Below are 21,319 nucleotides of genomic sequence, written 5' to 3' on the forward strand. Positions count from 1 at the left end.
TATCCCGGTTAGAACTGGTAATTAAGCTGCACAGAGCTGATGTAAGCGGTTCCGTTAGAATCAAACTCGAGGTTTTGTTTCAGCGCATTTTGTTCTGTGAATGAGCCATCACGGCTACGCACGATGGCAAAGCCGGCATCAATGCTGAGATCGTTATCGTATTGGTAGGTCAAACCTGTGGCATACCAATAACGGTCAGCGTCTGGGATACTCAGCGTGGCTTCACCGGCTTGTTCGTCATAGGCAAAGCCAAGGCGGCCCGTCCAGTGTTGATTAAACTGATACGTCGAGCCGATTGACCAACGATCGTTATCTTTGTACGACTCGTCTTTAACAAAACACACGTTATTGTCAGTACATTCATCAGATGTGGCGCGCAGCTCAGTAAAGCTGCTCCAATTGGTGTGTTGATAGCTATAGTGGACGGCAAACGCATCGGTCAGTTGGTGAAAGCCCGAAACTTCCCAGTAAGAGGGCAAAGATAGCTCGAGGCGTCCTTTAACCGACGCTGCGTTAGCAAACATACCGTTGTTGCCATCAAAGGTCCCATCTTCAAATGTGCCGTCATCAAAATCGAGATCCACCTTGGAGCGATAACCAACACCAAAACGGTGATTTTCATTGATTTCATACAACGCTCCAAGATTCCAACCGTACCCAAAGGTTTCACCTTTTAGACCCAGCAATTTTTCGGATGGACTGGTCGGGTCCAAAGGTCCCTTATGGCGAGTCAGTGTTGCTTTAGCATAGGTGAGGTTGACGCCCGCACCGAGGCTTAATTCAGGGGTAACTTGATATGCAATCGCCGGGTTTAAGTTAGTTGAGAGCAAATCGGTGTCGCCGGCCAAGTCGCCTGCTTGAATATCATCAGGATAATCGGTCGCAATACCATAGGTGGTGAAGAGACCAATCCCCCACGTCCATTTTCCCTCTTGAGGACTGACATAAAAGCCCGCTGGCACGACCTTCATTGGCGCCACATCTTTGGCATATTCATTGTTGGTGCGATCTTTTACATCGACATCGGGATCAATCAGGGTCAATGCACCAGATAATTGGGCGCGGTCAAATCGCATCATGGCCGCAGGGTTACGTGCCAATACCGCGGCATTGTCAGCAACCGCGGCGTCACCTGCAAAAGCGCGTCCTAGCCCTGACGCTGATTGCTCGGATACTTGAAACCCAGCACCGTAGGCTTGGGTTGCTGCAAATACGCTGAGCGCAATGAGAGAATACTGCTTCTTGTTCACTAGTCAGACCTCCGAGGTCTTGTTTTAATATTGAGTTACAGATGTTAATTATTGGTAAACACCTTGTCAAATCAGTCGATTACAACAAGGTGTTAAAGAGGGCGGATTATAGAGGGCCGAAGTGTGAGATAAAGGAGAACTTAATTGGTAAGACCAGTTCAGCCAAAAAGTGGCGGCTTTGCAGGCAAAATTGCGAAAAAACCGTAGTTATTGTCGGTATTTTTATCAAAGCGTTAAGCGTACACTGTCGTGGTAGATTGTGCTTTTTTGCTATGACTTAACAAGGAGCCACCATGATTGAGCAAGGACAACCCTTACCCATATCCACACTCAGCGAACTCACTGCTGAAGGAATGCAAACCCACGATATCCCTGCCCTTTTCTCCAACAAGAAGGTTGTGCTGTTCGCGGTGCCGGGTGCCTTTACCCCGACCTGTTCAGAGTCACACTTACCGGGCTTTGTGGTGAAAGCGGATGAGATTAAAGCAAAAGGCGTCGATATGATTGCTTGCGTCTCCGTCAACGATGCCTTTGTGATGCAGGCGTGGGGCGAAGCACAAAACGCCAATCAGATTCATATGCTGGCTGACGGTGATGGCAGCTTTACCCAAGCGCTGGGCTTGGAAATGGACTCAGGTAAGTTTGGGGGCATTCGCTCGCAGCGTTATGCGATGGTGATTGATAATGGCATCGTCACGCATTTGAACGTTGAAGCACCAAAAAGCTTTGACGTCTCCAGTGCCGAGGCGGTTCTCGCCCTGCTGTAGCGGTTAGCTGGCGGTGGCGTTTTCTCGCCACCGCTTCGTTATTTACACTGACTTCTCATTGACTTTACGACGAAGTACATACTTTTGCACTTTGCCCGTCGATGTTTTCGGGAGCGCGGTAAAGATCACCTTTTTCGGTGCCTTGAAGTGCGCCATTTGTTCTCGACAAAAAGCAATAATTTCGGCTTCGGTCACGGCTGATGCTTCGGTCGTTTTGACAAACGCACAGGGGACCTCACCCCACTTTTCATCGGGCATCGCAATCACCGCCACTTCTTCAATATCAGGGTGTCGGTACAGGACGTCTTCCACTTCGATACTGGAAATGTTCTCCCCACCACTAATGATAATGTCTTTGAGTCTGTCCTTGATTTCGATGTAATTATCGGCATGCCATACCGCTAAGTCGCCAGTGCGAAACCAGCCGTTACTCATGGCATCTTCCGTCGCGCTCGGGTTCTTTAGGTAGCCTTTCATGACAATGTTACCGCGAACAAAAATCTCACCCAGCGTGCCACCATCTTTTGCCACCGGTTTAAACGTCACCGGATCGGCAACCATCAGTCCACCTTGCATTGGGGCCCGTACACCTTGGCGCGCTTTCATCCGTGCTTTATCTTGTTGCGAGAGTTGATCCCAGTGGTGTTGCCATTCACACACCACACAAGGGCCGTAGGTTTCAGTGAGACCGTAAACGTGGGTCACTTCAATCCCCATCGCTTCCATCCCTTCAATGACAGAAGCCGGTGGTGCCGCCCCTGCGGTCATTGCTTTAACCGTATGGTGAATCTCAGCTTTTAGCGCCGGATCTGCGTTATTCATCATGTTCAGCACAATCGGCGCACCACAGAAATGGGTCACTTTATGGGTTTTTATCGCATCAAAGATAGGCTCTGCCCGCACATGCCGTAGGCTGATACTCACCCCCGCCGTTGCAGCCACCGTCCATGGAAAACACCAACCATTGCAATGGAACATCGGTAGCGTCCAAAGATACACAGGGTGCGCATCCATATTCCAAGACAACACATTGCTCACCGCATTCAGATGGGCGCCACGATGATGATAGACCACCCCTTTTGGATTGCCGGTCGTGCCTGAGGTGTAATTGAGTGAAATAGCTTGCCATTCATCGTCTGGCAATGCGTACTGATAATCACAATCTCCTTGTGCTAAAAAAGTCTCGTACGTAATTTCACTGATACATTCGCCATGTGGATAGAGCGGATCATCAATCGCAATCACCAGTGGACGGTGTTTGATCATTTTTAATGCCCGCTTTGCGACTGCTGTCATCTCCTTGTCGACGATAAAGACTTTGCTTTCCGCGTGTTCGAGAATAAATGCGACGGTTTCCGCTTCTAGCCGGGTATTAATGGTATTGAGAACGGCACCTGTCATCGGCACGCTAAAATGCAACTCAAAGACTTCGGGCAGATTGGGGGCCATCACCGATACCGTATCACCCAATCCAATGCCGGCCTGGCTTAATGCCGAGGCAAATTGGCGACATCGCTGATCCACTTGCTGCCAACTCCAACATAGATGACCATGAACGCTAGCCGGATAATCTGGATAGACGCTAGCGGCTCGCTCGAGGAAAGAAAGTGGGCTGAGTATTTGATGATTGGCTGAACTTTTGTCCAAGCCAAGCTCATAGATGTTGCTGGCTGACATAACGCGCTCCTTGCTGACCTTGTCTAGATAACTAGATCAACCTAGCATGTCATCAAGCTTACGCTATACAACTTAAGTCGATATGGTGGCGAGAACGCAAAAAGGCCCAGCAATGCTGAGCCTTGTGATTAATGTTCCGTCGGGTTAAAAGTGCAATGACGCGCCAAGCACAACTTTGCGCTCTTCGCCCAACGTGGTTTTATTTTGTACACCACCGGCGAGATAGCTTTCGTTGAAGAGGTTTTCAACATTCACACTCAGTTTCAAGTCCGTTTGTTCACCGGCTTTGATAGTATGGCCCACACCTGCATTCACTGTGGTGTAACCTGGCTTATGATAAGTGTTTTTCATATCGCCATAACGATCACCGACATAACGCGCACCCACGTTCACATAGGTTTGGTTATCGACATCATAACGTGACCAAATGCTGGCGCCCCACTCTGGTGTCTCAGCAGGCTGTTTGCCATCGTTCGCCGGGTTGAATGGGTCTTCGATACGTGCATCTAAATACGTCGCTGAGCTATGCACAGACCAACGATCAGTCACTTGACCGGCAAGGCTGACTTCAACCCCTTTATGCGTTTGTTTACCTAATTGCGTAGTGCGTGAAGTGAGACTGCCTTGTCCGGTGATCGCCTCTTTGACCACTTTGTTTTCTTGTTCAATTTGGAACAAGGCGGCACTGAATAACGCTTGGTCGTTCAATAACGCTTGTTTATAGCCGAATTCGTACAGCTTACCTTTTACCGGTTTTAGCGCCATGCCGTCATTGATATCGGTATCACTATCCACCGGGTTTTTCGGTTCAAAGCTCTCGGAATAGGTCACGTAAAGCGTTTGTTCCGGTGACGGATGATACATCACCGCGGCTTTAGGCAGCACGTTATAATACGTGTCCGTCTCGTTATCCTCGCGGTCATAGCGAAGTCCTGCAAGCAGCTGCCATTGTGGATTCAATGTCATTAAGTCTTGCGCATAAAAGCCAATTGAATCAGTAGGATCAGGATCACGCGGAGTTGCTGTGCCATAATGGATGTCCGGCTCCGGATACGCACCACCAATCACGGCGGTTTGGTTTTTCTCCATCACACGCTGACCGACATAGTCATTACGCAGCGCATTGGAACCAATCAGCACTTGGTGATCGATATTCCCGAACTGAAATGCACCGGTGACATCAATATAAGCCGTATCCAGTACCCAATTGTCGTGACGGTCCATGGCAAAGTATTTGAACGATTGGGTATTGGCGTCATAGGTTTCACGCTGTCCAAATCCTTCGTGGTAATGACGTTTGTAGTCTTGGCGATTGTAACCTGCTTTGACTTTCCAATCCGGCGTTAATTGGCTGACAATATCGACTCCGTAGTTCTCGACATCAATGTCCATGAACGACCAAGGCGCTTCCCAGATAAATTGGCTACCCAGTTGCGGTTTACCATTGATAATGTTGGCGCCGTTATCGCTGCTACTGTCATCAATCACACGATCATAATGAAGAGAAAGCTGGGTATCGGGAGTGATGTCATAATCTAGCATCAAGCCTGCAATTTGACGGTCGAGCTCAGGTTCACTGCCATCTAAATAGCGACGTGATGAGCCCTCGCTTTGCTTCGATAGCACCACCCGACCACGTAAGGTGCCGCTCTCGTTGAGAGAACCCGATGCATCGGCGACCGTATGTTGATAATCGTTAGTACCGACTTTCTGGCTGATTGACGCTTGGAACGCTGCTGTTGGACGTTTAGTGACCATATTCACCAAACCACCCGGTGCGGACTTGCCATAGAGCAAACCTGCGGGTCCTTTTAATACCTCAACGCGTTCCATCAGCTCAACAGGATGACGATAATAAGACCATTGCTGCTGGCCATTACGCAGGTAGCCTGTTCCGGTATCAAGTTCAAAGCCGCGTAGCATGAAAATCTCACGATTGCGGTCCGTACCACCTACACCAATGCTGGCGTCATTTACCAACACATCTCCTAGTGTCGTGGCGTTTTGCTCTTGAATCAGCGTTTGATCCATCACAGCCACTTGGCCCGCTGTTTCTAGTTGGCTAACATCCATGCGCATCGCTGTTTCATTGCTATTGGCGTTGAAACGAGCCTGATGGCCTTCAACCACATAGACTTCATCAACCGGTTCTGTCGAGTTAGTTGCAGCTGCACTGGCTAGGGGTGACAGCGCGACAGCCACAAAAACGGCAAGGGGGTGTTTTTTCAACATGAGACTTCCTGTAGCTAACGATTATTTGAACGCACCGGAAAATAAACGATAACCAGTCTCATTTCTATTTGTTTTCACCTGTACGCAACTGATTGCACATTTCTTGGCCAGACTTGTATGGATTATGTTACAAGGACGCTAATTTTCATCAGCTTATTGATGATCCACTGTTTGATAATCTCGGCCTATAGCGCGTAACCAGCGGGCGAGATCTTGCGTGGCTATGACCCAAGTTTGATCATGACAAAAAGGCTGGCATTCCACCGCTTGAACCTGCCATATCGCATTCGCGATCACCAAACTGACGCGATGCTCAGGATCGTTCATTACATCAAATACCGATACGGCACCTGATTGTGCCTGCAAATAGGTGTCGAGTTGCTGCGACGACGCAAACGATAGGCGAGACGTGCCCAAGGCTTCACTCAATCCGGCTAAGTTGACGGTAGCTTTGCCCGGTAACACCACCAAGAAAAACTGTTTACCCTTTCTGTCTTTCAACAGTAAGTTCTTGGTCGGGTTTGCATCAGTATGCAAACCGAGCGCGTCTGCTTGTTCACATGTATAGATAGGCTGATGGCGGTATATTTTTACTGAAATACCGTGCGCTTTGAGGCTTTGAAGCAGCGCAGACTGTTGACCTGAAAGTGGTGGCGTCCCTGTCATAATCTTCCTTATTAGTTTGCTAGTTCGTCTCCATCCGTCCCTTACAGGCACAGACTGTTAATTTTATCGTACGCCCAGCAAGCCCATATTCATTATTAGGCTTTCTTATGTGACTTAAGAATAATTAAATACACTTATTTAGAATAAAAATATAACTTTATCGCAACGTTAATCACAAGGAGAGAAACATGGTACTCAAGGTGAGTTTTCACTCGGGTCGTCAAGTGACCTATCATCGACATGCTAAAACGCTACACGCTCACTTAGCGACGACCAAGCTGCCTACACGCTGGTCCAAGCGCCCTCTACCCTCTGTGCGTAGCACGCGATAACGCATTACTCCGACTTAGGTTGATGCTGGGGCTGCGAGGTAACTGGCTGAAAGTACTGTGCACGGAGCGCTTGTAACTCACCACGTTGAGCCGCACTGTCCAAATACGCGTCAATCTGCGCCACTAAGTCATTCGCTTGTGGCGCATATCGGCTGACTTGAGCATGAAATGCTTTCGTAAGACTAGCATGTCATCTCTATCGACATGCGCAGGCGCTTTGCTCGTTATTCAGACGTTGCGGTTAACGGCAACGAAAGCGTTAGAACCGCATCTCGGCTGCGCCCTGTCTCGACGAATCCCAGCGCTTGATACAATGAAACGGCTGGATTTTCTGCAAAAACACGCAACGCTAAGTGCGCATAGCCAGACGTTTGCGCATAGGCGACCGCCCAATTGATTGCCTCGCGGCCGATCCCTTGCCGCTGCTCACTCGGCTCAATCTGTAAATCACGGATAAAAAGTGTTTCACCGTCTGCCTTCAAGCGAATGACGCCACAACGCTTTCGCTCATGGCGAATTTCATAATTATCAAAAACTCGCCAACTTTCCATAAACATCTGTGGATTCCAAGCGATTTTCCTCGCTTCATAGTAAGGGGCCATATTCTCTTGGATCAGCTTTTGGCTGTAATTCGCATCCGTTGTCGGACCAATCGCAACATCCATGTCGTTCTCCTCTTATCCACGCTTGGCTAAACGTGCTTTAACGGCACTTACACCTTGCCAATCTTCTAACTCTTGTTCGGGGTGCTCGGATCGAAATTGCTGATACAGCGCAATGCCCTGCGGATCTTCCAGCACATCAACCGTCACCCCTTTCTCTTGCAGCGCCGTCTCGTTACCGCTCGCACTGGTGATATCCCCTACCACCACTCGAGAGAAACCGCGCATGCCGATCAATGCCGCGCACACATCGCATGGGCTTAAACTGGTAAACAAAGTTGTTTGGCTGAAGTCGATTCGCCCGGCATCACGTATCGCGGCCGTTTCACCGTGGTTGTAGGGATGATTTTCTTGCACCAAGGTGTTGTGTCCTTTACCCACTATATGACGTGTTTCATTGTCAATAATCACCGCGCCGATGGGGCATCCTCCTTCCTCAGCGCTTTTTTGGGCTAGCAGCACCGCAATGCGCATCAAGTCCGCATCCGTTAGTTTTTGGCTGAAGCTGTTATCCACCAGCACCGGCAAACTGCGCGTTGGCATATGCGCCATGGCACGCAGCGCCGCTTCGTTCACCGTACTGTTTGCATTTAATAGCATCCGCTCTCTCCTTATTCCATCTGACAGATAACGTTAAGCTGCGTCATACCACAAGATCATCAATTTACTCGCAATTAATGAACCAAACAGTGATAAGGTTTGTATTGGTCAGTTCGATATTTGTTATTGGTTTAATCGACCTTTTGCGCCTTCGTCTGTACTTGTTAGCCAAGGGTGGTGATAGCAACTCTGTTCAGGGATTTTTATGATAAAACGTTTGATTATTATGTTAGTCGCATGTGGGCTCGTTTTTGGGGGAATTTTTGCCTACAAAGCAGTAGGCAATCATTTTATGAACCAATTCTTTGACAACATGCCTGCCCCTACGGTCACCGTGACGGCCACCACAGTCTCAACCCACCCTTGGCGTGAACAACAGACCACTATTGGCAGTTTTGCGGCCATTAATGAAACCCAGCTAACCACCGAGGCAAGCGGCATTGTCAACGATATTATGTTCGATAACGCGACATCGGTGAAAAAGGGACAATTGCTCCTCACGCTAGATGCCAGCGTTGATGAGGCAGAATTACGTCGACTCGAGTCCGTGGCAGAACTGGCACAACTTGAACTGCGGCGTTATCAGCGGCTATTTAGAGATAAAAACATCTCCGAGTCAGAGCTAAAACGTAAAGAAAGTGAAGCCAAACAAGCGATTGCCGCTGTCGACAGCCAAAAAGCGCGCATTGAGCAAAAGTCATTAACCGCGCCTTTCGACGGCATCATTGGGATCAGAGACGTCAGTCTTGGCCAATTAATGTCCCCGGGGACAGCGGTTGCGACACTCACGTCGGTGACCCCGATTCACCTAAACTTTACCCTACCCGAGCAGCAACTCAGCACGCTGAAAAATGGTCAAACCGTTTCTGCCACGATTAGCGCACAGCCTGACGAGGTCTTTGCCGGCACAGTGACTGCAATTTCACCGGTTGTGACGCCATCGAGTCGCAGTGTCGACATTCAAGCCACCTTTGATAACCCAGATGCCGTTTTACGGTCAGGTATGTTCGCACGCGTGAGCCTTGATCAAGGTGAAGAAACGCAAAATGTCTTGCTGGCACCACAAAGCGCGATTCAATTTAATCCGTATGGCAACGCGGTATTCGTGATCCAAGAGCAAGACGATGCATTGACGGTACAACAGCGCTTTGTGCAAACGGGCGCGCGCCGCGGTGACATGATTGTGATTAAAGACGGCCTTCAACCCGGTGACCGTATCGTTACCTCCGGCCTCCTAAAGCTCCGTAACGGTAGCAACATCAAGGTCAGTGACAATGAGCGTGTTCAGCCGAGCGAAGATCTTGATCCCAACGTTGTGAATCAATAGGAGCGATTCGATGCGATTTACCGACGTCTTTATCAAGAAACCCGTCTTGGCCTCCGTAGTGAGCCTATTCATTATCTTGCTCGGCTTACGCGCCATCACCGACATGAATGTGCGGCAATTCCCCGAGATCAAAAATGCAGTGGTCAGTGTCTCTACCACTTATATCGGTGCAGATGCCGACCTGATTCAAGGCTTTATCACCACGCCGCTGGAGCGTGAAATCGCTGCCTCAGAAGGGATTGATTACTTAGTCTCGACTTCAACTGCCGGTGTGAGCACCATCGAGGCCTATTTACGCCTTGATTACGACCCGAATGAAGCACTCACGCAAATTGCCGCTCAGGTGAATAAGGTGCGCTCGGAGCTCCCTGATGATGCCCGCGAGCCCGTCGTCACCCTGCAGGTGGGGGAAACGGTCGCAGCGATGTACCTTGCGTTTTATTCTGAGGTCCTTACTGATAATCAAATTACCGATTACTTGGTCCGGGTGGTCGAACCACAACTGTCGACGATTCCCGGCGTGCAGCGTGCTGATGTGTTGGGTGCCAGTAGTTTTGCCATGCGAATCTGGCTCGACTCGGTCAAAATGGCCGCGTACGATCTCACCGGTACGGATGTGATTACCGCCCTGCGCAGCAATAATGTGCTTGCGACGCTAGGGCGCACCAAAGGCCAAGACGTGGCGATTGATTTGAACGCCGCCACTGACATTCATGACGTGAAACAATTTGAAGATTTGGTGATCAGCAGTGATGGCCAATCTGTTGTGCGTTTGAGTGATGTGGCGACCGTTGAGCTCGGCGCGGAAAGTTACCAAACGTCGGTGAACTTTAACGGGCTCGATGCCACCTTTATCGGCATCGAAGTCTCGCCAGATGCCAATGCGCTGGATGTAATTGAGGCGGTGAATCAGGTGTGGGATGCCGACATTACCACCCAATTACCTCAAGGGTTGTCAGCGTATATCGCCTATGATTCAACCGAGTATATTGATAACGCCATTGATGAAGTAGTGATATCGATTATTCTCGCCTTAGCCATAGTGGTCTTTGTGATTTATGGCTTTTTAGGGTCGTTACGTTCGGTGGTCATTCCTGCGGTCGCGATCCCCGTATCGCTCATCGGCACCTTCTTTTTAATGTGGCTGTTAGGATTTTCCATCAACCTACTGACACTACTTGCCATGGTACTGGCGATTGGTGTGGTGGTTGATGATGCGATTATCATGCTTGAAAACGTGCACCGCCATATCGAAGAAGGTAAAAGCCGAACACAAGCCGCCCTGGAAGGCGCGCGCGAGCTGGCGTGGCCGATTATCACCATGTCGACTACCTTGGTCGCGGTGTTCCTGCCCATCGGCTTTGTCGGTGGCTTAACCGGGGTGTTGTTTGTTGAATTTGCCTTTACCCTCGCCGCGTCGGTGATCTTATCCGGCGTGGTGGCGCTTACGCTCTCGCCCATGATGTGTGCCTATGTGCTCAAGCCCTATCAAGCGGACAAAGCGACCCAAGAACGCTCCCTTGAGCATTGGCTGGATAAGCAGTTTGACCGATTGCATCATCGCTACCAACGCACACTCCATAGCTTGTTGAATACCAATGCGGTGATCCTCACGTTTGGCGCGATTGTTTTAGTGTCTTGCTATTTCTTGTTTATCACCAGTCCTTCTGAGCTTGAGCCCGCCGAAGACCAAGGGTTTGTGTTCTCCATACTCGAAGCCGACAGTCAAACCACGCTGGATGCGTTGTCTGCCAGTACCGATGAATTAAACCGTCTGATTGACGATGTACCAGAAATCGACAACGTCTTTATTATCAATGGCTCTGGCGGCACCAATAACGCAATCGCGGGTATTGTACTTGCGCCATGGGATGAGCGAGAGCGCAGCACTCAAGCGATCTTGGAAAACGAAATTCAGCCCTTTATGGACAGCCAACCGAGCTTAAGTAGCTTTGCCTTGGTGCCCCCTTCACTGCCGTCTCCGGGCGGCGGCACACCGGTTGAATTTATTATCGGCTCAACACAACCCTTTGAAGCGATTAATGAAGTGGCGAACAATATCGTGGGCAAAGCAATGCAAACGGGGCGGTTTATCTTTGTCGATACCGATTTGAGCATTGACCGCCCCAAACAAACGGTCAAGATCGACCGTGAAAAGGCGGCTTTGATGGGCGTCGATATGCAACAGCTCGCCGCGGATATGGGCTCATTGTTATCCGGGGCGGATGCGGGACGCTTTTCACTGGAAAACCGCTCTTATCGAGTGATCCCCCAAGTGGCGCGAAATGAACGCCTCACACCGGAACAATTGCGCCAGTTTTATACCCGCAACCAAGACGGCGAATTGGTTCAACTGTCAACGTTAGTGACCTTAGAAGAAAGTGTGCAGCCTCAAGCATTACGCGGTTTTCAGCAGCTGAATGCGGTGAAAATTTCCGGTGTACCTCGCCCTGGCGTGCCTTTAGGGGAAGCCCTGGGTGTGCTCGAAGAGATTGCGGCGACAGAATTGCCAGCAGGCTTTAGTGTTGATTATGCCGGACAGTCACGTCAGTTTATGAGCGAGGGCCAGCAACTGGTCGTGACCTTCTTCTTTGCTTTGATTGTGATTTTCTTGATCTTAGCGGCGCAGTTTGAGTCGTTTAAAAACGCGATCATTATTTTGGTCACCGTGCCAATGAGTGTCTGTGGCGCGCTGATATTTATCAGCCTAGGGTTTACTACCTTGAACATTTACACTCAAGTTGGCTTGCTCACTCTCGTTGGTCTCATTGCTAAACACGGGATATTGATCGTCGAGTTCGCCAATCAGCTCCAGCAAGAAGGACGGACCAAACGTGAGGCGATTGAAGAAGCGACCGCCATCCGTTTACGCCCTATCTTGATGACCACGGCAGCGACGGTGCTTGCCATGATCCCGCTCTTGATTGCCTCAGGCGCCGGCGCTGGCGCCCGTTTTGCTATGGGGCTGGTGATTGCCAGTGGGATGACATTGGGCACCTTGTTCACCCTGTTCGTGGTGCCTGCCATGTATCTGTTCTTGGCCAAAACCATCACGCCGGCATCCACCGAGTTGTCGCCAGCGCACACGCATCATGGTGATTAAATGGTAAATCGTACCCATTGGGGCCACTGAAACGTGGCCCCTTTTATATCGGAAATCAGTCCTTTTATGCCTGATTACGCGCTAAGAGGATGTAAAACGCGCGAGGACGAATTCCACCAGCAATCGAACGCGCAAAGGCACCTGTTCTCGGTCTCGATAGAGCAAAAATAGCGTACGCGCTCGACTGCACCATTGCGGCAACACGCGCTGTAATTCGCCCTGTTCTATCAAAGGTAGCGCGGAATAATCAGGAATATAGCCGATGCCAAATCCGGCTTGCACGGCATGGGTTAACATTTGAATTTCATCCACTTCGGCACGTATGCCCGTGGTGGCTTGATAATCAAACGCTTCCCCCGTTTGATGGTGTGTGAGCTCCCAAACCGTCATCGGATGACAAATCACCACCGGCTGACCACTCAGATCATTGGGTGAGCGCACGTCGTGATAATCACTGTCAGGACTGGCACACAGAATGAAGTGAATATCGGTGAGCGGCCGTGCAATCCAGTTTTCTACTACCGGATTCCCGACCCGAAACACCACATCCATGCCTTCCGCTTCAATATCTATCAAGCTATTGGAAAAGTTAAGATCCAGTTGAATCTCGGGGTACTCACGCATAAAGTCGAAAAAGACGCGGCGTAAAAACTGCTTACCGGCATTGATCGGTGCGCTAATACGAATTTTGCCTTGGGGGTGATGTTTCTCACTGACGAGATCATCATTGAGTGCCTGCAACTCATCGAACAATCCTGCGGCACGATCAAAGTAGCGATGACCAATTTGAGTCAGCGAGATACGATGTGCATCACGATTGAGTAAACGCAGAGCAAGATCTTGTTCAAGCTGGCGAATACGACGACTTAGGGTGGATTGCGGCATGGCAAGCTGCTGCGCCGCGGCTTTAAAACTCCCCAACTGCGCCACAGTACAAAAACAGCGCAAATCGTCTAACGAATAGCTAGGTTTCATATTTGGAATCTACCGTTCTGATATTGCCGGTTTATTCATATTTTGAAACTTATACACTAGCGCCCATCACTCAACAAGTCAGGTCTTGCTATGACAACTACTGCTTCACTGTGGAAAGCCGTTGCCCTTCTCATTTTATGTGCCTTTTTTTGGGGTAGCACGTTTCCAATAGGTAAAGATGCGCTAAATGTAGTGAATGCGCTCACCTTGGTCTTTTGGCGCTTTGCCGTCGCCGCGATTTGTCTAGGCTTTTATCTCAAGCTCACCCGTACCCGCATCCCTACACTCAGCGCTAAACAATGGCTGTGGGCAACCACCGTCAGCGCTGTGGGGATTGGCGGCCTTAACCTCTGTTTGTTCACCGGACTCGAGTATACCCAAGCGACCAATGGGTCATTAATCATGGCGCTCAGCCCGTTGGTGACTTCACTTATCGCCTGTATCGCGATTCGCGCATTGCCGCGTAAGGGACAAGTTTTCAGCTTGGTGGTGAGTTTATCGGGCGTGCTCGTGGTGATCACCAATGGGCAGTGGCAGATGCTCAGCCAATTAAACTTTAACCAAGGCGATCAGATGATTTTCACTGGCATGTTTGCATGGAGTGCGTACACCTTCTTCAGCCAAGGTATTGGCCGCTGGATGCCGGTGATCCCCTACACGTTTTTGGGCATGCTCAGTGGTGCGACTGTGATTGGCATCATGTGTGCACTTACCCCAAAGGTTCATCCATTTGGCGAAGTCTTGACTGCAAGTCCGCTGACCGTCTCCGAACTCCTGTATATCGGTGTGCTGGGTACCGTCGCCGGTTACTTACTCTGGCTCAACGGCGTGCGCCATCTCGGCTCTGCCAATGCAGCACTCTTTTTTAACTTTGTGCCTGTGTTCGCGGTACTCACCGCGTTTTTGATGGGACAAGCCGTGAGCCAACTTCAGGTGGTGGGCATTGTCATTGTAATCGCAGGACTGTTGCTGCCGCGCCTCCCTCACCCACGCCACTGGCGCGTTGCACGCTCTGCTTAGCGGTGTCGCTATTATGCCTCTGAGTGCATCATGGGTCGCGCGCGGTGACGCGTTTTCATCGCGTGCAACTCATGCCTCATCATAGGGTTACCCGCCGAATCGGGTGACACGATAGGGTTGCATATCCACATCCGTGGCCTCCCCATCCATCATTTGCCCTAATAATTTCCCGGTGACCGGCCCTAACGTAAACCCTTGGTGGCCGTGACCAAAGGCAAGCCATAACCCTTTACGTTGCGGCGCCTCACCTATCACCGGTTTCATGTCCGGCATACACGGACGTCCACCTTTCCACGGCGTTTCATCAATACGCGCGCCAATAGGATATAAAGCCTTCGCTTCATGCTCTGCTGCTTGCAGCTGGCTTTGATCCGTGGGGGCGTCCAAGGCGGTTAACTCTGCGCCCGTGGTCAAGCGGATACCTGCACGCATAGGTGCCAGCAAATACCCCACTTCCGCATCCATAATCCAGTGATTAAGTGGCTTTTTCTCATCGCATTGGTAATGCATGTGATAGCCACGCTTGGTAAACAAAGGGACTTCTAGACCTTGTTGACGCAACCAGTAAGAGGACCAAGGGCCCATTGCCATTACGACTTGGTCAGCATGTAACTGACCGTCATCGGTTTCGATAACCCACTGCTCGCCTGCTTGTTTCAATGCCTGCAAGTTCGCGCGTTTAATCTCGCCGCCTTTAGCAATCACATCGTCAGCATAGGCCTTGACCAAAGCGCCTGGGTCAGTGACTGTCCAAGGTTGTTTCCAGTGGATCGCGCCCGCCAGCGAAGTCGTTAAATTTGGCTCCATCGCCGCGATCTGTGCTGCGTTTAGCACCTCATAGTCAACGCCATAGTTGGCACGATCTGCGGCGGCACGCGTGCATTCATCATCTAAGGCTTTTTGCGTGCGGAAAAGCTTGAGGTAACCTTCCTTACGAATCAAGGACGCTGCGTTCGCGGAGGCAATCATTTCCTCATGAGTGTCTAACGACTGCATAATTAACGCCGCGTACTCTGGCACCAATTGTTTGTATTTACTCTCACTGGAATAATGCCAGTATTGTAATAACGGATGGGCGGCTCGGATAACGCTCGTAGGACGATAACGAATATCGACCGAGCGATTCGGCAATACGCGCAATAAGGTGGCAAGGTCGCGAGGAAATGCGTAGGGTCTAACCGCCTCTCGCTGAATAATCCCGGCATTACCAAATGAGGTTTCTTGTCCGGGGCTTACCCTATCGACCACGATGACCTCATACCCGCGCTTTAAAAGGTGCCATGCCACAGAGACACCTACCATGCCTGCACCTAATACCACTACCCGCTTTGCCATACTTCACTCCCTGAATAACTTGAAATTATGTTTTTATTGTACTTTGCTTGTCATTATGACGTTATGTGCTTTTTGCTCATAAGTTACAAGCTTTTAACCAATGCAGGTAGAGGTATTTAACAATCAATCTCACACTTTTTCGACCACCCCCGCCCCTGTCAGACGAGCTCAAGCAAATAAGTCTTTGTCAATGAAACAATTCATTGTTCTTACTGATCCCAGCTAGCTAGCGCACACTTCCAGCAGAGGAACAGGGGCAAGTGGTTACTATTTAGACCTAGCTATGTGAGAGTGACAAAACACATTCGACGTAAAAGGAAGCAATATGGCTGACTATGATCCAAACAAAGGCTTCGTCGCCATTCTAGGATGGAGCCTCAATGCAATTGATGCGATTAGCCGTTTCGATCGTAAATATGTCGTTGTTGCCCCAACATGGGCAGAAGAGTATGCCAAAGAGCATGATATCCCCTACCTTCCTTGGGACTTTGAGCGCCTCAATGACCGTTCCTTTGAAATTGCCACCACCCTGCAAGAAATGGGGGTCGATGTGGCGATTCCTCTGTTCGAAGAAACCGTAGAGTGGGCCGGCGCCATTAACGCCGTGCTGCTCAAAAACCCTAAGCTGATGGGACAGTCTCTTCTGTTCCGCGATAAATCCTTAATGAAACGCCGTGCACAAATCGGCGGTATTCGGGTTGGGATCTTTGAAGAAGCGCAAGATAAATCCGACGTGGTACGTTTCCTGCGCCGGGTTAACCAAGCCTTGCTGAAACTTGACGGCGACCCAAATGACCCAATCCATCTCAAGGCCTTTGACAAAGCAGGCTGCGAAGGCCATTGGATGGTGCGTGAGCCTGATGATCTCGATCGTGTTTCCGATGAAGAGTTCCCGCTATTAATGGAAAGCCACCTCGATGGTTGGGAGTTTGCTGTCGAAGCATTCATTAAAAACCGCAAAATCCAGTTTTTAAACATCTCCGAGTACGTCACCCTCGGCTACTCTGTTTTCGTCCCGGCCTCCCCCGAGTTGGAAAAATATCGGGAAAAAGTAACCCAGGAAATCGAGAAGCTGATCGAAGCGTTTGATATTGATTTCGGCTTTATCCATCCAGAGTACTTTGTTACTAACGATGGCCAGATGTACTTCGGTGAAGTAGCCTACCGCCCACCCGGTTTCCAAGGCTTTGAAATTATTGAACGTGTTTATGACTTTAACTGCTATCAAGCGATGGTGGTAGCGTTTGACCCTAAAACAACTGACGAAGAACTCAACGCTTTCTTCCCAACGCCTATCAAAGATGCCAAAGGCGTCGCCGGTACCTTTGGGGTATATCCAAGACGCCGAGTGGTAAGCCAGCTGGCCATACCTGAAGAGACCGAGAATCACGAGTACTTTGAGTTTCATGAGCTGCAGTCGCCTATGGAGGGGAAAGTGCCTAAACGAAGTGCATTTGGCACACACTGGGGTTTGCTACACTTTTATGGTGACGACCCGCATGTTATGCGTGACTTATTAAAAGCACAGGAAGACCTTGATTTCTATGTCTAGCTTACTCAATAAGCTTGATCATGCCGTTGAACAACTTGATCAAGTAAGCTCCATCGCCAAGGCACGCCACCAATTTCACGTGATTGATATTTGTGGGCGTGTATTGGCACAGGATGACGGCATTAATCAACTGTACTCACGGATTGTCACTCTCACTGAGGCAGGCCTTTTTGAGGGAACAGATTGGGGGCAGCCCGAGTATCTCGTACCGAATCTCGTGCCAGATACCCTCGCGCATGCCGACAAAGCCACCGTGGTGCTAGATTGTCTCAGCCAGCTTCGAATGCTGGCTATCGTCGAGGGGAAGCTCTCTTCCCCGCCTTTTTCCCAACAAGAAGCACATCAATTTCTTGCCAGAGTATTAAGCCTCAATTTATCACTCGTAATGGGTCTTACCGATGAGTCGAACCGTATTCGACTCGGTGCAACGGCGCCCGCTATTAGTACTTTATATCGTTTTATTCTCAGCCACTTGGGCTATGAAACCATTCTCAGTGAGCTGGTTGATGAAGTTTGGCGTGTACTCGCGCAGCGCCCCATTCAGGTCAATCCAATTAAGGCGATGATCAATCAGATCTCTATTTTGGTGTCGCAGGAGCAGATTAACCTCGGTGAAGCTAAGCTCGGCATCGATCGTCTTGTCAGTGCGTTATACGGCCCAACCCAGGGCTGCTATGACGACCCGGGGTTGGACGCGTACTGTGAGCGTCTGAATGCAATGGACGGCAATGCTTTACAACAAGAGGCGTTGGGATTTGCACGTGCGATGCATGATGTCGGTTTAGCATCTGATTACCACGCCATATTTTTACGATGGTTACTGGACAATGAGGGAAGCGACACTCTCCCCACCGCGCTAGGTTTAAGTAATACTGGCTTAGACTGCCTAGTGACCTATCGTCAGCTGGTGCACACACTGATCCAGGAAGCCATTTATCCGCAAACCGCGCAAGCTGTGTATGGTTTGGCAATGATGCTTGAACGGGGTGTTCTGTTCGATGCGCCTGTCGCCCCGAGTCTGTGGCGTCAGATTCATCTCAACCTACACCCAGACGTCGCCCATACACTGACCTTGGCCTTTGGTGAGCAACTCCCCGCTCGCGTTCATCTGTTAGCGGGTGTCATGTCAGTGCTTGGCCAGCCGCTAGGTGTGGCCCAAGGCAACAACCCGACTTGCCAATCGGCACGTGCAATATCCATGTGGGCGTATAATGATCCTGATTACTTACTCAACTGTATCGTTCAAGTTGCTTGTAATCAGAGCCTACGCATGCATTTTGAAGGACAGTCGTTAGACTCTCACACCCTCTTACAGGGGCTGAGTACCGCACTGCCATTCGATACTGACCCTGTGTCAGTCGTTCTGGTGCCGCATTTGGATAAACTTTACATCGAAATGGGCCGGCTTTGTGTCAACCGAGAGCAAGACCCCCATAAGTGGATCAATCCAGAATTTCATGGTTGGTACGTGGGGCGTGAGTTCATGATTGCCGTTGACGTTAAAACAGGACAACTGAAAGAGTTTGATAGTTTTATCGAGCGCTTCTATCGCAGTTATCATCCGCTTTATAACGGCAATATTCCCGTTATACACCCCCAGCCGGTTGGGATCGCAGTCACCAGCAGCCAGGGCCGATTTGTCGGCTGGCACGCGATCACCTTGATACGTATCGCCCTTGACCAAGACAGCGTGATGCGGGTTTATTTTTACAACCCCAATAACGATAGTGGTCAAGATTGGGGACACGATGTGGTGGTGTCAACGCAAGGGAAAGGAGAGCAATACGGGGAAGCTTCCTTACCCTTTGAGCAATTTTTATCTCGACTATATCTGTACCATGATGACACGATTCAAGTTGGTATAAAGAGTCCTCTACCCAGCGAAGCTCTCAATGAAATCAAGCGCATGGCGTTTGAGAGCTGGGCACAAGAACGCATAGAAAACAGCACAGATGCCGTTGTTAATGGCTAAGCATCAACCTGTTCAGTGGTCTCGACACCACTGAACAGGTGTTTATTATTTATCCCCTCAGACCTTTAAGTGTCAAAGGTTTATCCCCACCTCTTACCTATCGTTGATAAAAATGAGGCTTAAAAAACCATGGATGCGCCAGATTCATCACTGAAAACACCGCCTCAGATCACCAACGCTGAGGGGAAAACGCGTCGCGTAGGCGTTGAGATAGAGCTCAGTGGCTTAGAGCTGGATACCATTACGCGTTTAGTGGCGGATTTTTTCTCCCTACACATCAAGCGAGGGGGTCGATATGATCGCCGCTTGAGCGGAGACAAAGCCGGAGACTGGGTAGTAGAACTCGACTATGCCAAGCTAAAGCGCTTAGGACAAAGCGATCGTAGTGAAAACACCGTGACCAACCGACTGGATCAATCCGCCGAAGATCTATTGGCATGGGCGGCAAAAGCCTTTGTCCCCGTGGAAATTGTCGGCCCTCCTCTGCCACTTGACCGCCTGCAAGAGGTTGACCAACTCATTGCTCATCTGCGTCAACAAGGTGCCGAAGGAACCGAAGACAGCCCAGTTTATGCGTTTGGCATGCAGCTCAACCCAGAGCTGCCTGATTTAACCGCCAAAACGATTTGTGCTCATTTAAAAGCATTCTTATGTTTGTATGACTGGCTTTTAAAACGGGCCGACATTGATTTATCGCGGCGTCTAACCAACTATGTCGACCCTTTCCCGAAAGCATATATTGAACGCGTGCTAGCCGCTGATTATTGGCCGGATCTCGATACCCTAATCGACGACTATCTGATTGATAATCCTACACGCAACCGTGCGCTAGATATGCTGCCCTTATTCACTCACCTTGATGCTGAGCGAGTGAATAAAGTGATTGATGATGGGCTCACACAAGCGCGGCCAACGTTTCATTATCGGTTGCCGGACAGCAAAGTCAGCCGACCCCATTGGGGCATTCACGAAGCATGGAACGATTGGGTGGAAGTCGAAAAACTCGCCGCCGATCCTGCACGACTGGAAACATGCTGCAAAGCCTATTTGGGCTATCTCAACGACCCATTGGTGCGTATCGTTAATAATTGGGCGGAAAAGGTGCACAATTTATGGATAAACCCGTCATCGCAATAACCGGCCCGAGCAAAGGCGCAAGGCTGCCACGTTTTTTTGTCGCCGCGGCAGTCAAACTTTATGGTGGCAAACCGTTACAGTTACACCCCGGCACCGCGCTGGATCCAAACGCATATCAAGGCGTGGTGATTACTGGCGGGCACGATGTCGAGCCTGTGCTGTACGCCGCCGAGCCCGAAGTGAAACCCAACTACGACTCTGAACGCGATGCGCTAGAGAGCGCAGTTATCAAAAGCGCATTGGCTAGCCAAAAGCCCTTGCTGGGCATTTGCCGTGGTGCGCAACTTCTCAACATCTGTTTGGGCGGCACCTTGCACCAAAGCTTGCGCGAGCAACGCAAAAAAACCTCTCATCGCTGGACAGTGTTCCCGATGAAAACCTTGTGTATATTGCGTGATGTCAACGGCCATATACAGCAACGGTTGGGGCAAGGCAGACGCAAAATAAACAGCCTACACAACCAAGCGATTAACGCGTTAGGCGAGGATTTGACGGTAAGCGCACGTGATTTAGATGGCATTGTACAAGCCATTGAGTCGCCCAACCGCCCTTATACACTGGGGGTACAGTGGCATCCAGAATTCTTGCTTTATCTTCGCTGTCAGCGTGCGCTGTTTAAGGGCCTAGTCGAGCACGCAACGCGCTTCCAGCAGCGACAAGCGGCATCTCAGTAAAGATGTGTGTTTGTTGGTGAAAAACAAAAACGCCGAGG

At 50.0% G+C, this 21,319-nt stretch carries 16 protein-coding genes; 8 read left to right on the forward strand and 8 right to left on the reverse strand.

All coding sequences use genetic code 11. From position 1 onward, the window contains the following. Positions 1-8: 8 nt before the first annotated feature. Complete coding sequence (locus tag EHW58_RS05830; RefSeq protein ID WP_172969936.1) at positions 9-1,250, reverse strand: outer membrane protein transport protein; 1,242 nt, start codon at positions 1,248-1,250, stop codon at positions 9-11. A gap of 293 nt (positions 1,251-1,543) precedes the next feature. Here EHW58_RS05830 and EHW58_RS05835 point away from each other — a divergent pair, with 293 nt between their 5' ends. Next, positions 1,544-2,017: a peroxiredoxin gene (locus tag EHW58_RS05835; protein ID WP_152795286.1), complete on the forward strand. Its 474-nt coding sequence runs from the start codon at positions 1,544-1,546 to the stop codon at positions 2,015-2,017. Between the two features lie 42 nt (positions 2,018-2,059). Here the strand turns inward: EHW58_RS05835 and EHW58_RS05840 are convergent, their stop codons facing one another. From EHW58_RS05840 to EHW58_RS05860, 5 genes are all read right to left on the reverse strand, one after another. Then, positions 2,060-3,694: an acyl-CoA synthetase gene (locus EHW58_RS05840; RefSeq protein ID WP_152795288.1), complete on the reverse strand. Its 1,635-nt coding sequence runs from the start codon at positions 3,692-3,694 to the stop codon at positions 2,060-2,062. A gap of 144 nt (positions 3,695-3,838) precedes the next feature. Next, entirely contained in the window at positions 3,839-5,926 is a 2,088-nt protein-coding gene (locus EHW58_RS05845) for a TonB-dependent siderophore receptor (RefSeq protein WP_152795290.1), read from the reverse strand. Positions 5,927-6,079: 153 nt separating this feature from the next. Further along, positions 6,080-6,592, reverse strand: coding sequence for a prolyl-tRNA synthetase associated domain-containing protein (locus tag EHW58_RS05850; protein ID WP_152795293.1), 513 nt, complete (start codon positions 6,590-6,592; stop codon positions 6,080-6,082). Positions 6,593-7,148: 556 nt separating this feature from the next. After that, entirely contained in the window at positions 7,149-7,589 is a 441-nt protein-coding gene (locus tag EHW58_RS05855) for an N-acetyltransferase (protein ID WP_152795295.1), read from the reverse strand. A gap of 12 nt (positions 7,590-7,601) precedes the next feature. Continuing rightward, positions 7,602-8,186: a nucleoside deaminase gene (locus EHW58_RS05860; RefSeq protein ID WP_152795297.1), complete on the reverse strand. Its 585-nt coding sequence runs from the start codon at positions 8,184-8,186 to the stop codon at positions 7,602-7,604. Between the two features lie 292 nt (positions 8,187-8,478). Between EHW58_RS05860 and EHW58_RS05865 the strand changes: the two genes are divergently transcribed. Together EHW58_RS05865 and EHW58_RS05870 are read left to right on the forward strand one after the other, a co-directional pair. Then, a complete protein-coding gene (locus tag EHW58_RS05865; RefSeq protein WP_227486467.1) occupies positions 8,479-9,513 on the forward strand; it encodes an efflux RND transporter periplasmic adaptor subunit in 1,035 nt (344 codons plus the stop codon). Between the two features lie 10 nt (positions 9,514-9,523). Continuing rightward, positions 9,524-12,616, forward strand: a complete 3,093-nt coding sequence (locus EHW58_RS05870) for an efflux RND transporter permease subunit (RefSeq protein ID WP_152795301.1) — start codon at positions 9,524-9,526, stop codon at positions 12,614-12,616. Between the two features lie 81 nt (positions 12,617-12,697). Here the strand turns inward: EHW58_RS05870 and EHW58_RS05875 are convergent, their stop codons facing one another. After that, complete coding sequence (locus EHW58_RS05875; protein WP_152795303.1) at positions 12,698-13,591, reverse strand: LysR family transcriptional regulator; 894 nt, start codon at positions 13,589-13,591, stop codon at positions 12,698-12,700. Between the two features lie 90 nt (positions 13,592-13,681). On the opposite strand from EHW58_RS05875, the gene EHW58_RS05880 reads away from it, so the two are divergent. After that, complete coding sequence (locus tag EHW58_RS05880; protein WP_152795305.1) at positions 13,682-14,611, forward strand: DMT family transporter; 930 nt, start codon at positions 13,682-13,684, stop codon at positions 14,609-14,611. An 87-nt stretch (positions 14,612-14,698) separates the two neighbouring features. Here EHW58_RS05880 and EHW58_RS05885 read toward each other — a convergent pair whose 3' ends face one another. Continuing rightward, positions 14,699-15,946 carry an FAD-binding oxidoreductase gene (locus EHW58_RS05885; RefSeq protein WP_077606264.1) on the reverse strand — a complete coding sequence of 416 codons (1,248 nt, stop codon included), beginning with the start codon at positions 15,944-15,946 and terminating at the stop codon, positions 14,699-14,701. Between the two features lie 325 nt (positions 15,947-16,271). On the opposite strand from EHW58_RS05885, the gene EHW58_RS05890 reads away from it, so the two are divergent. The 4 genes from EHW58_RS05890 (at position 16,272) to EHW58_RS05905 (ending at position 21,281) form a co-directional block, all read left to right on the forward strand. Beyond that, on the forward strand, positions 16,272-17,498 hold the full coding sequence (locus EHW58_RS05890; protein WP_046073332.1) for an acetyl-CoA carboxylase biotin carboxylase subunit family protein: 1,227 nt from the start codon (positions 16,272-16,274) through the stop codon (positions 17,496-17,498). Beyond that, positions 17,491-19,470, forward strand: a complete 1,980-nt coding sequence (locus EHW58_RS05895; protein ID WP_152795307.1) for a hypothetical protein — start codon at positions 17,491-17,493, stop codon at positions 19,468-19,470. The genes EHW58_RS05890 and EHW58_RS05895 overlap by 8 nt, the downstream gene beginning before the upstream one ends. Positions 19,471-19,599: 129 nt before the next feature. Further along, on the forward strand, positions 19,600-20,607 hold the full coding sequence (locus tag EHW58_RS05900) for an amidoligase family protein (protein ID WP_152795309.1): 1,008 nt from the start codon (positions 19,600-19,602) through the stop codon (positions 20,605-20,607). Then, positions 20,583-21,281 carry a gamma-glutamyl-gamma-aminobutyrate hydrolase family protein gene (locus tag EHW58_RS05905; RefSeq protein WP_152795311.1) on the forward strand — a complete coding sequence of 233 codons (699 nt, stop codon included), beginning with the start codon at positions 20,583-20,585 and terminating at the stop codon, positions 21,279-21,281. Before EHW58_RS05900 ends, EHW58_RS05905 begins: the two co-directional genes overlap by 25 nt. Positions 21,282-21,319: the final 38 nt, after the last annotated feature.

This window comes from Salinivibrio sp. VYel1, assembly GCF_009377945.1.
GTDB classification, from domain to species: Bacteria; Pseudomonadota; Gammaproteobacteria; order Enterobacterales; family Vibrionaceae; genus Salinivibrio; species Salinivibrio siamensis.

Bases quoted from the DNA above. Each gene is read 5' to 3' on its own strand.
- EHW58_RS05875 (WP_152795303.1), bottom strand. From the start codon at position 13,591: ATGAAACCTAGCTATTCGTTAGACGATTTGCGCTGTTTTTGTACTGTG.
- EHW58_RS05865 (WP_227486467.1), top strand. From the start codon at position 8,479: ATGAACCAATTCTTTGACAACATGCCTGCCCCTACGGTCACCGTGACG.
- EHW58_RS05840 (WP_152795288.1), bottom strand. From the start codon at position 3,694: ATGTCAGCCAGCAACATCTATGAGCTTGGCTTGGACAAAAGTTCAGCC.
- EHW58_RS05895 (WP_152795307.1), top strand. From the start codon at position 17,491: ATGTCTAGCTTACTCAATAAGCTTGATCATGCCGTTGAACAACTTGAT.
- EHW58_RS05850 (WP_152795293.1), bottom strand. From the start codon at position 6,592: ATGACAGGGACGCCACCACTTTCAGGTCAACAGTCTGCGCTGCTTCAA.
- EHW58_RS05890 (WP_046073332.1), top strand. From the start codon at position 16,272: ATGGCTGACTATGATCCAAACAAAGGCTTCGTCGCCATTCTAGGATGG.
- EHW58_RS05835 (WP_152795286.1), top strand. From the start codon at position 1,544: ATGATTGAGCAAGGACAACCCTTACCCATATCCACACTCAGCGAACTC.
- EHW58_RS05905 (WP_152795311.1), top strand. From the start codon at position 20,583: ATGGATAAACCCGTCATCGCAATAACCGGCCCGAGCAAAGGCGCAAGG.
- EHW58_RS05900 (WP_152795309.1), top strand. From the start codon at position 19,600: ATGGATGCGCCAGATTCATCACTGAAAACACCGCCTCAGATCACCAAC.
- EHW58_RS05855 (WP_152795295.1), bottom strand. From the start codon at position 7,589: ATGGATGTTGCGATTGGTCCGACAACGGATGCGAATTACAGCCAAAAG.
- EHW58_RS05880 (WP_152795305.1), top strand. From the start codon at position 13,682: ATGACAACTACTGCTTCACTGTGGAAAGCCGTTGCCCTTCTCATTTTA.
- EHW58_RS05870 (WP_152795301.1), top strand. From the start codon at position 9,524: ATGCGATTTACCGACGTCTTTATCAAGAAACCCGTCTTGGCCTCCGTA.
- EHW58_RS05885 (WP_077606264.1), bottom strand. From the start codon at position 15,946: ATGGCAAAGCGGGTAGTGGTATTAGGTGCAGGCATGGTAGGTGTCTCT.
- EHW58_RS05845 (WP_152795290.1), bottom strand. From the start codon at position 5,926: ATGTTGAAAAAACACCCCCTTGCCGTTTTTGTGGCTGTCGCGCTGTCA.
- EHW58_RS05860 (WP_152795297.1), bottom strand. From the start codon at position 8,186: ATGCTATTAAATGCAAACAGTACGGTGAACGAAGCGGCGCTGCGTGCC.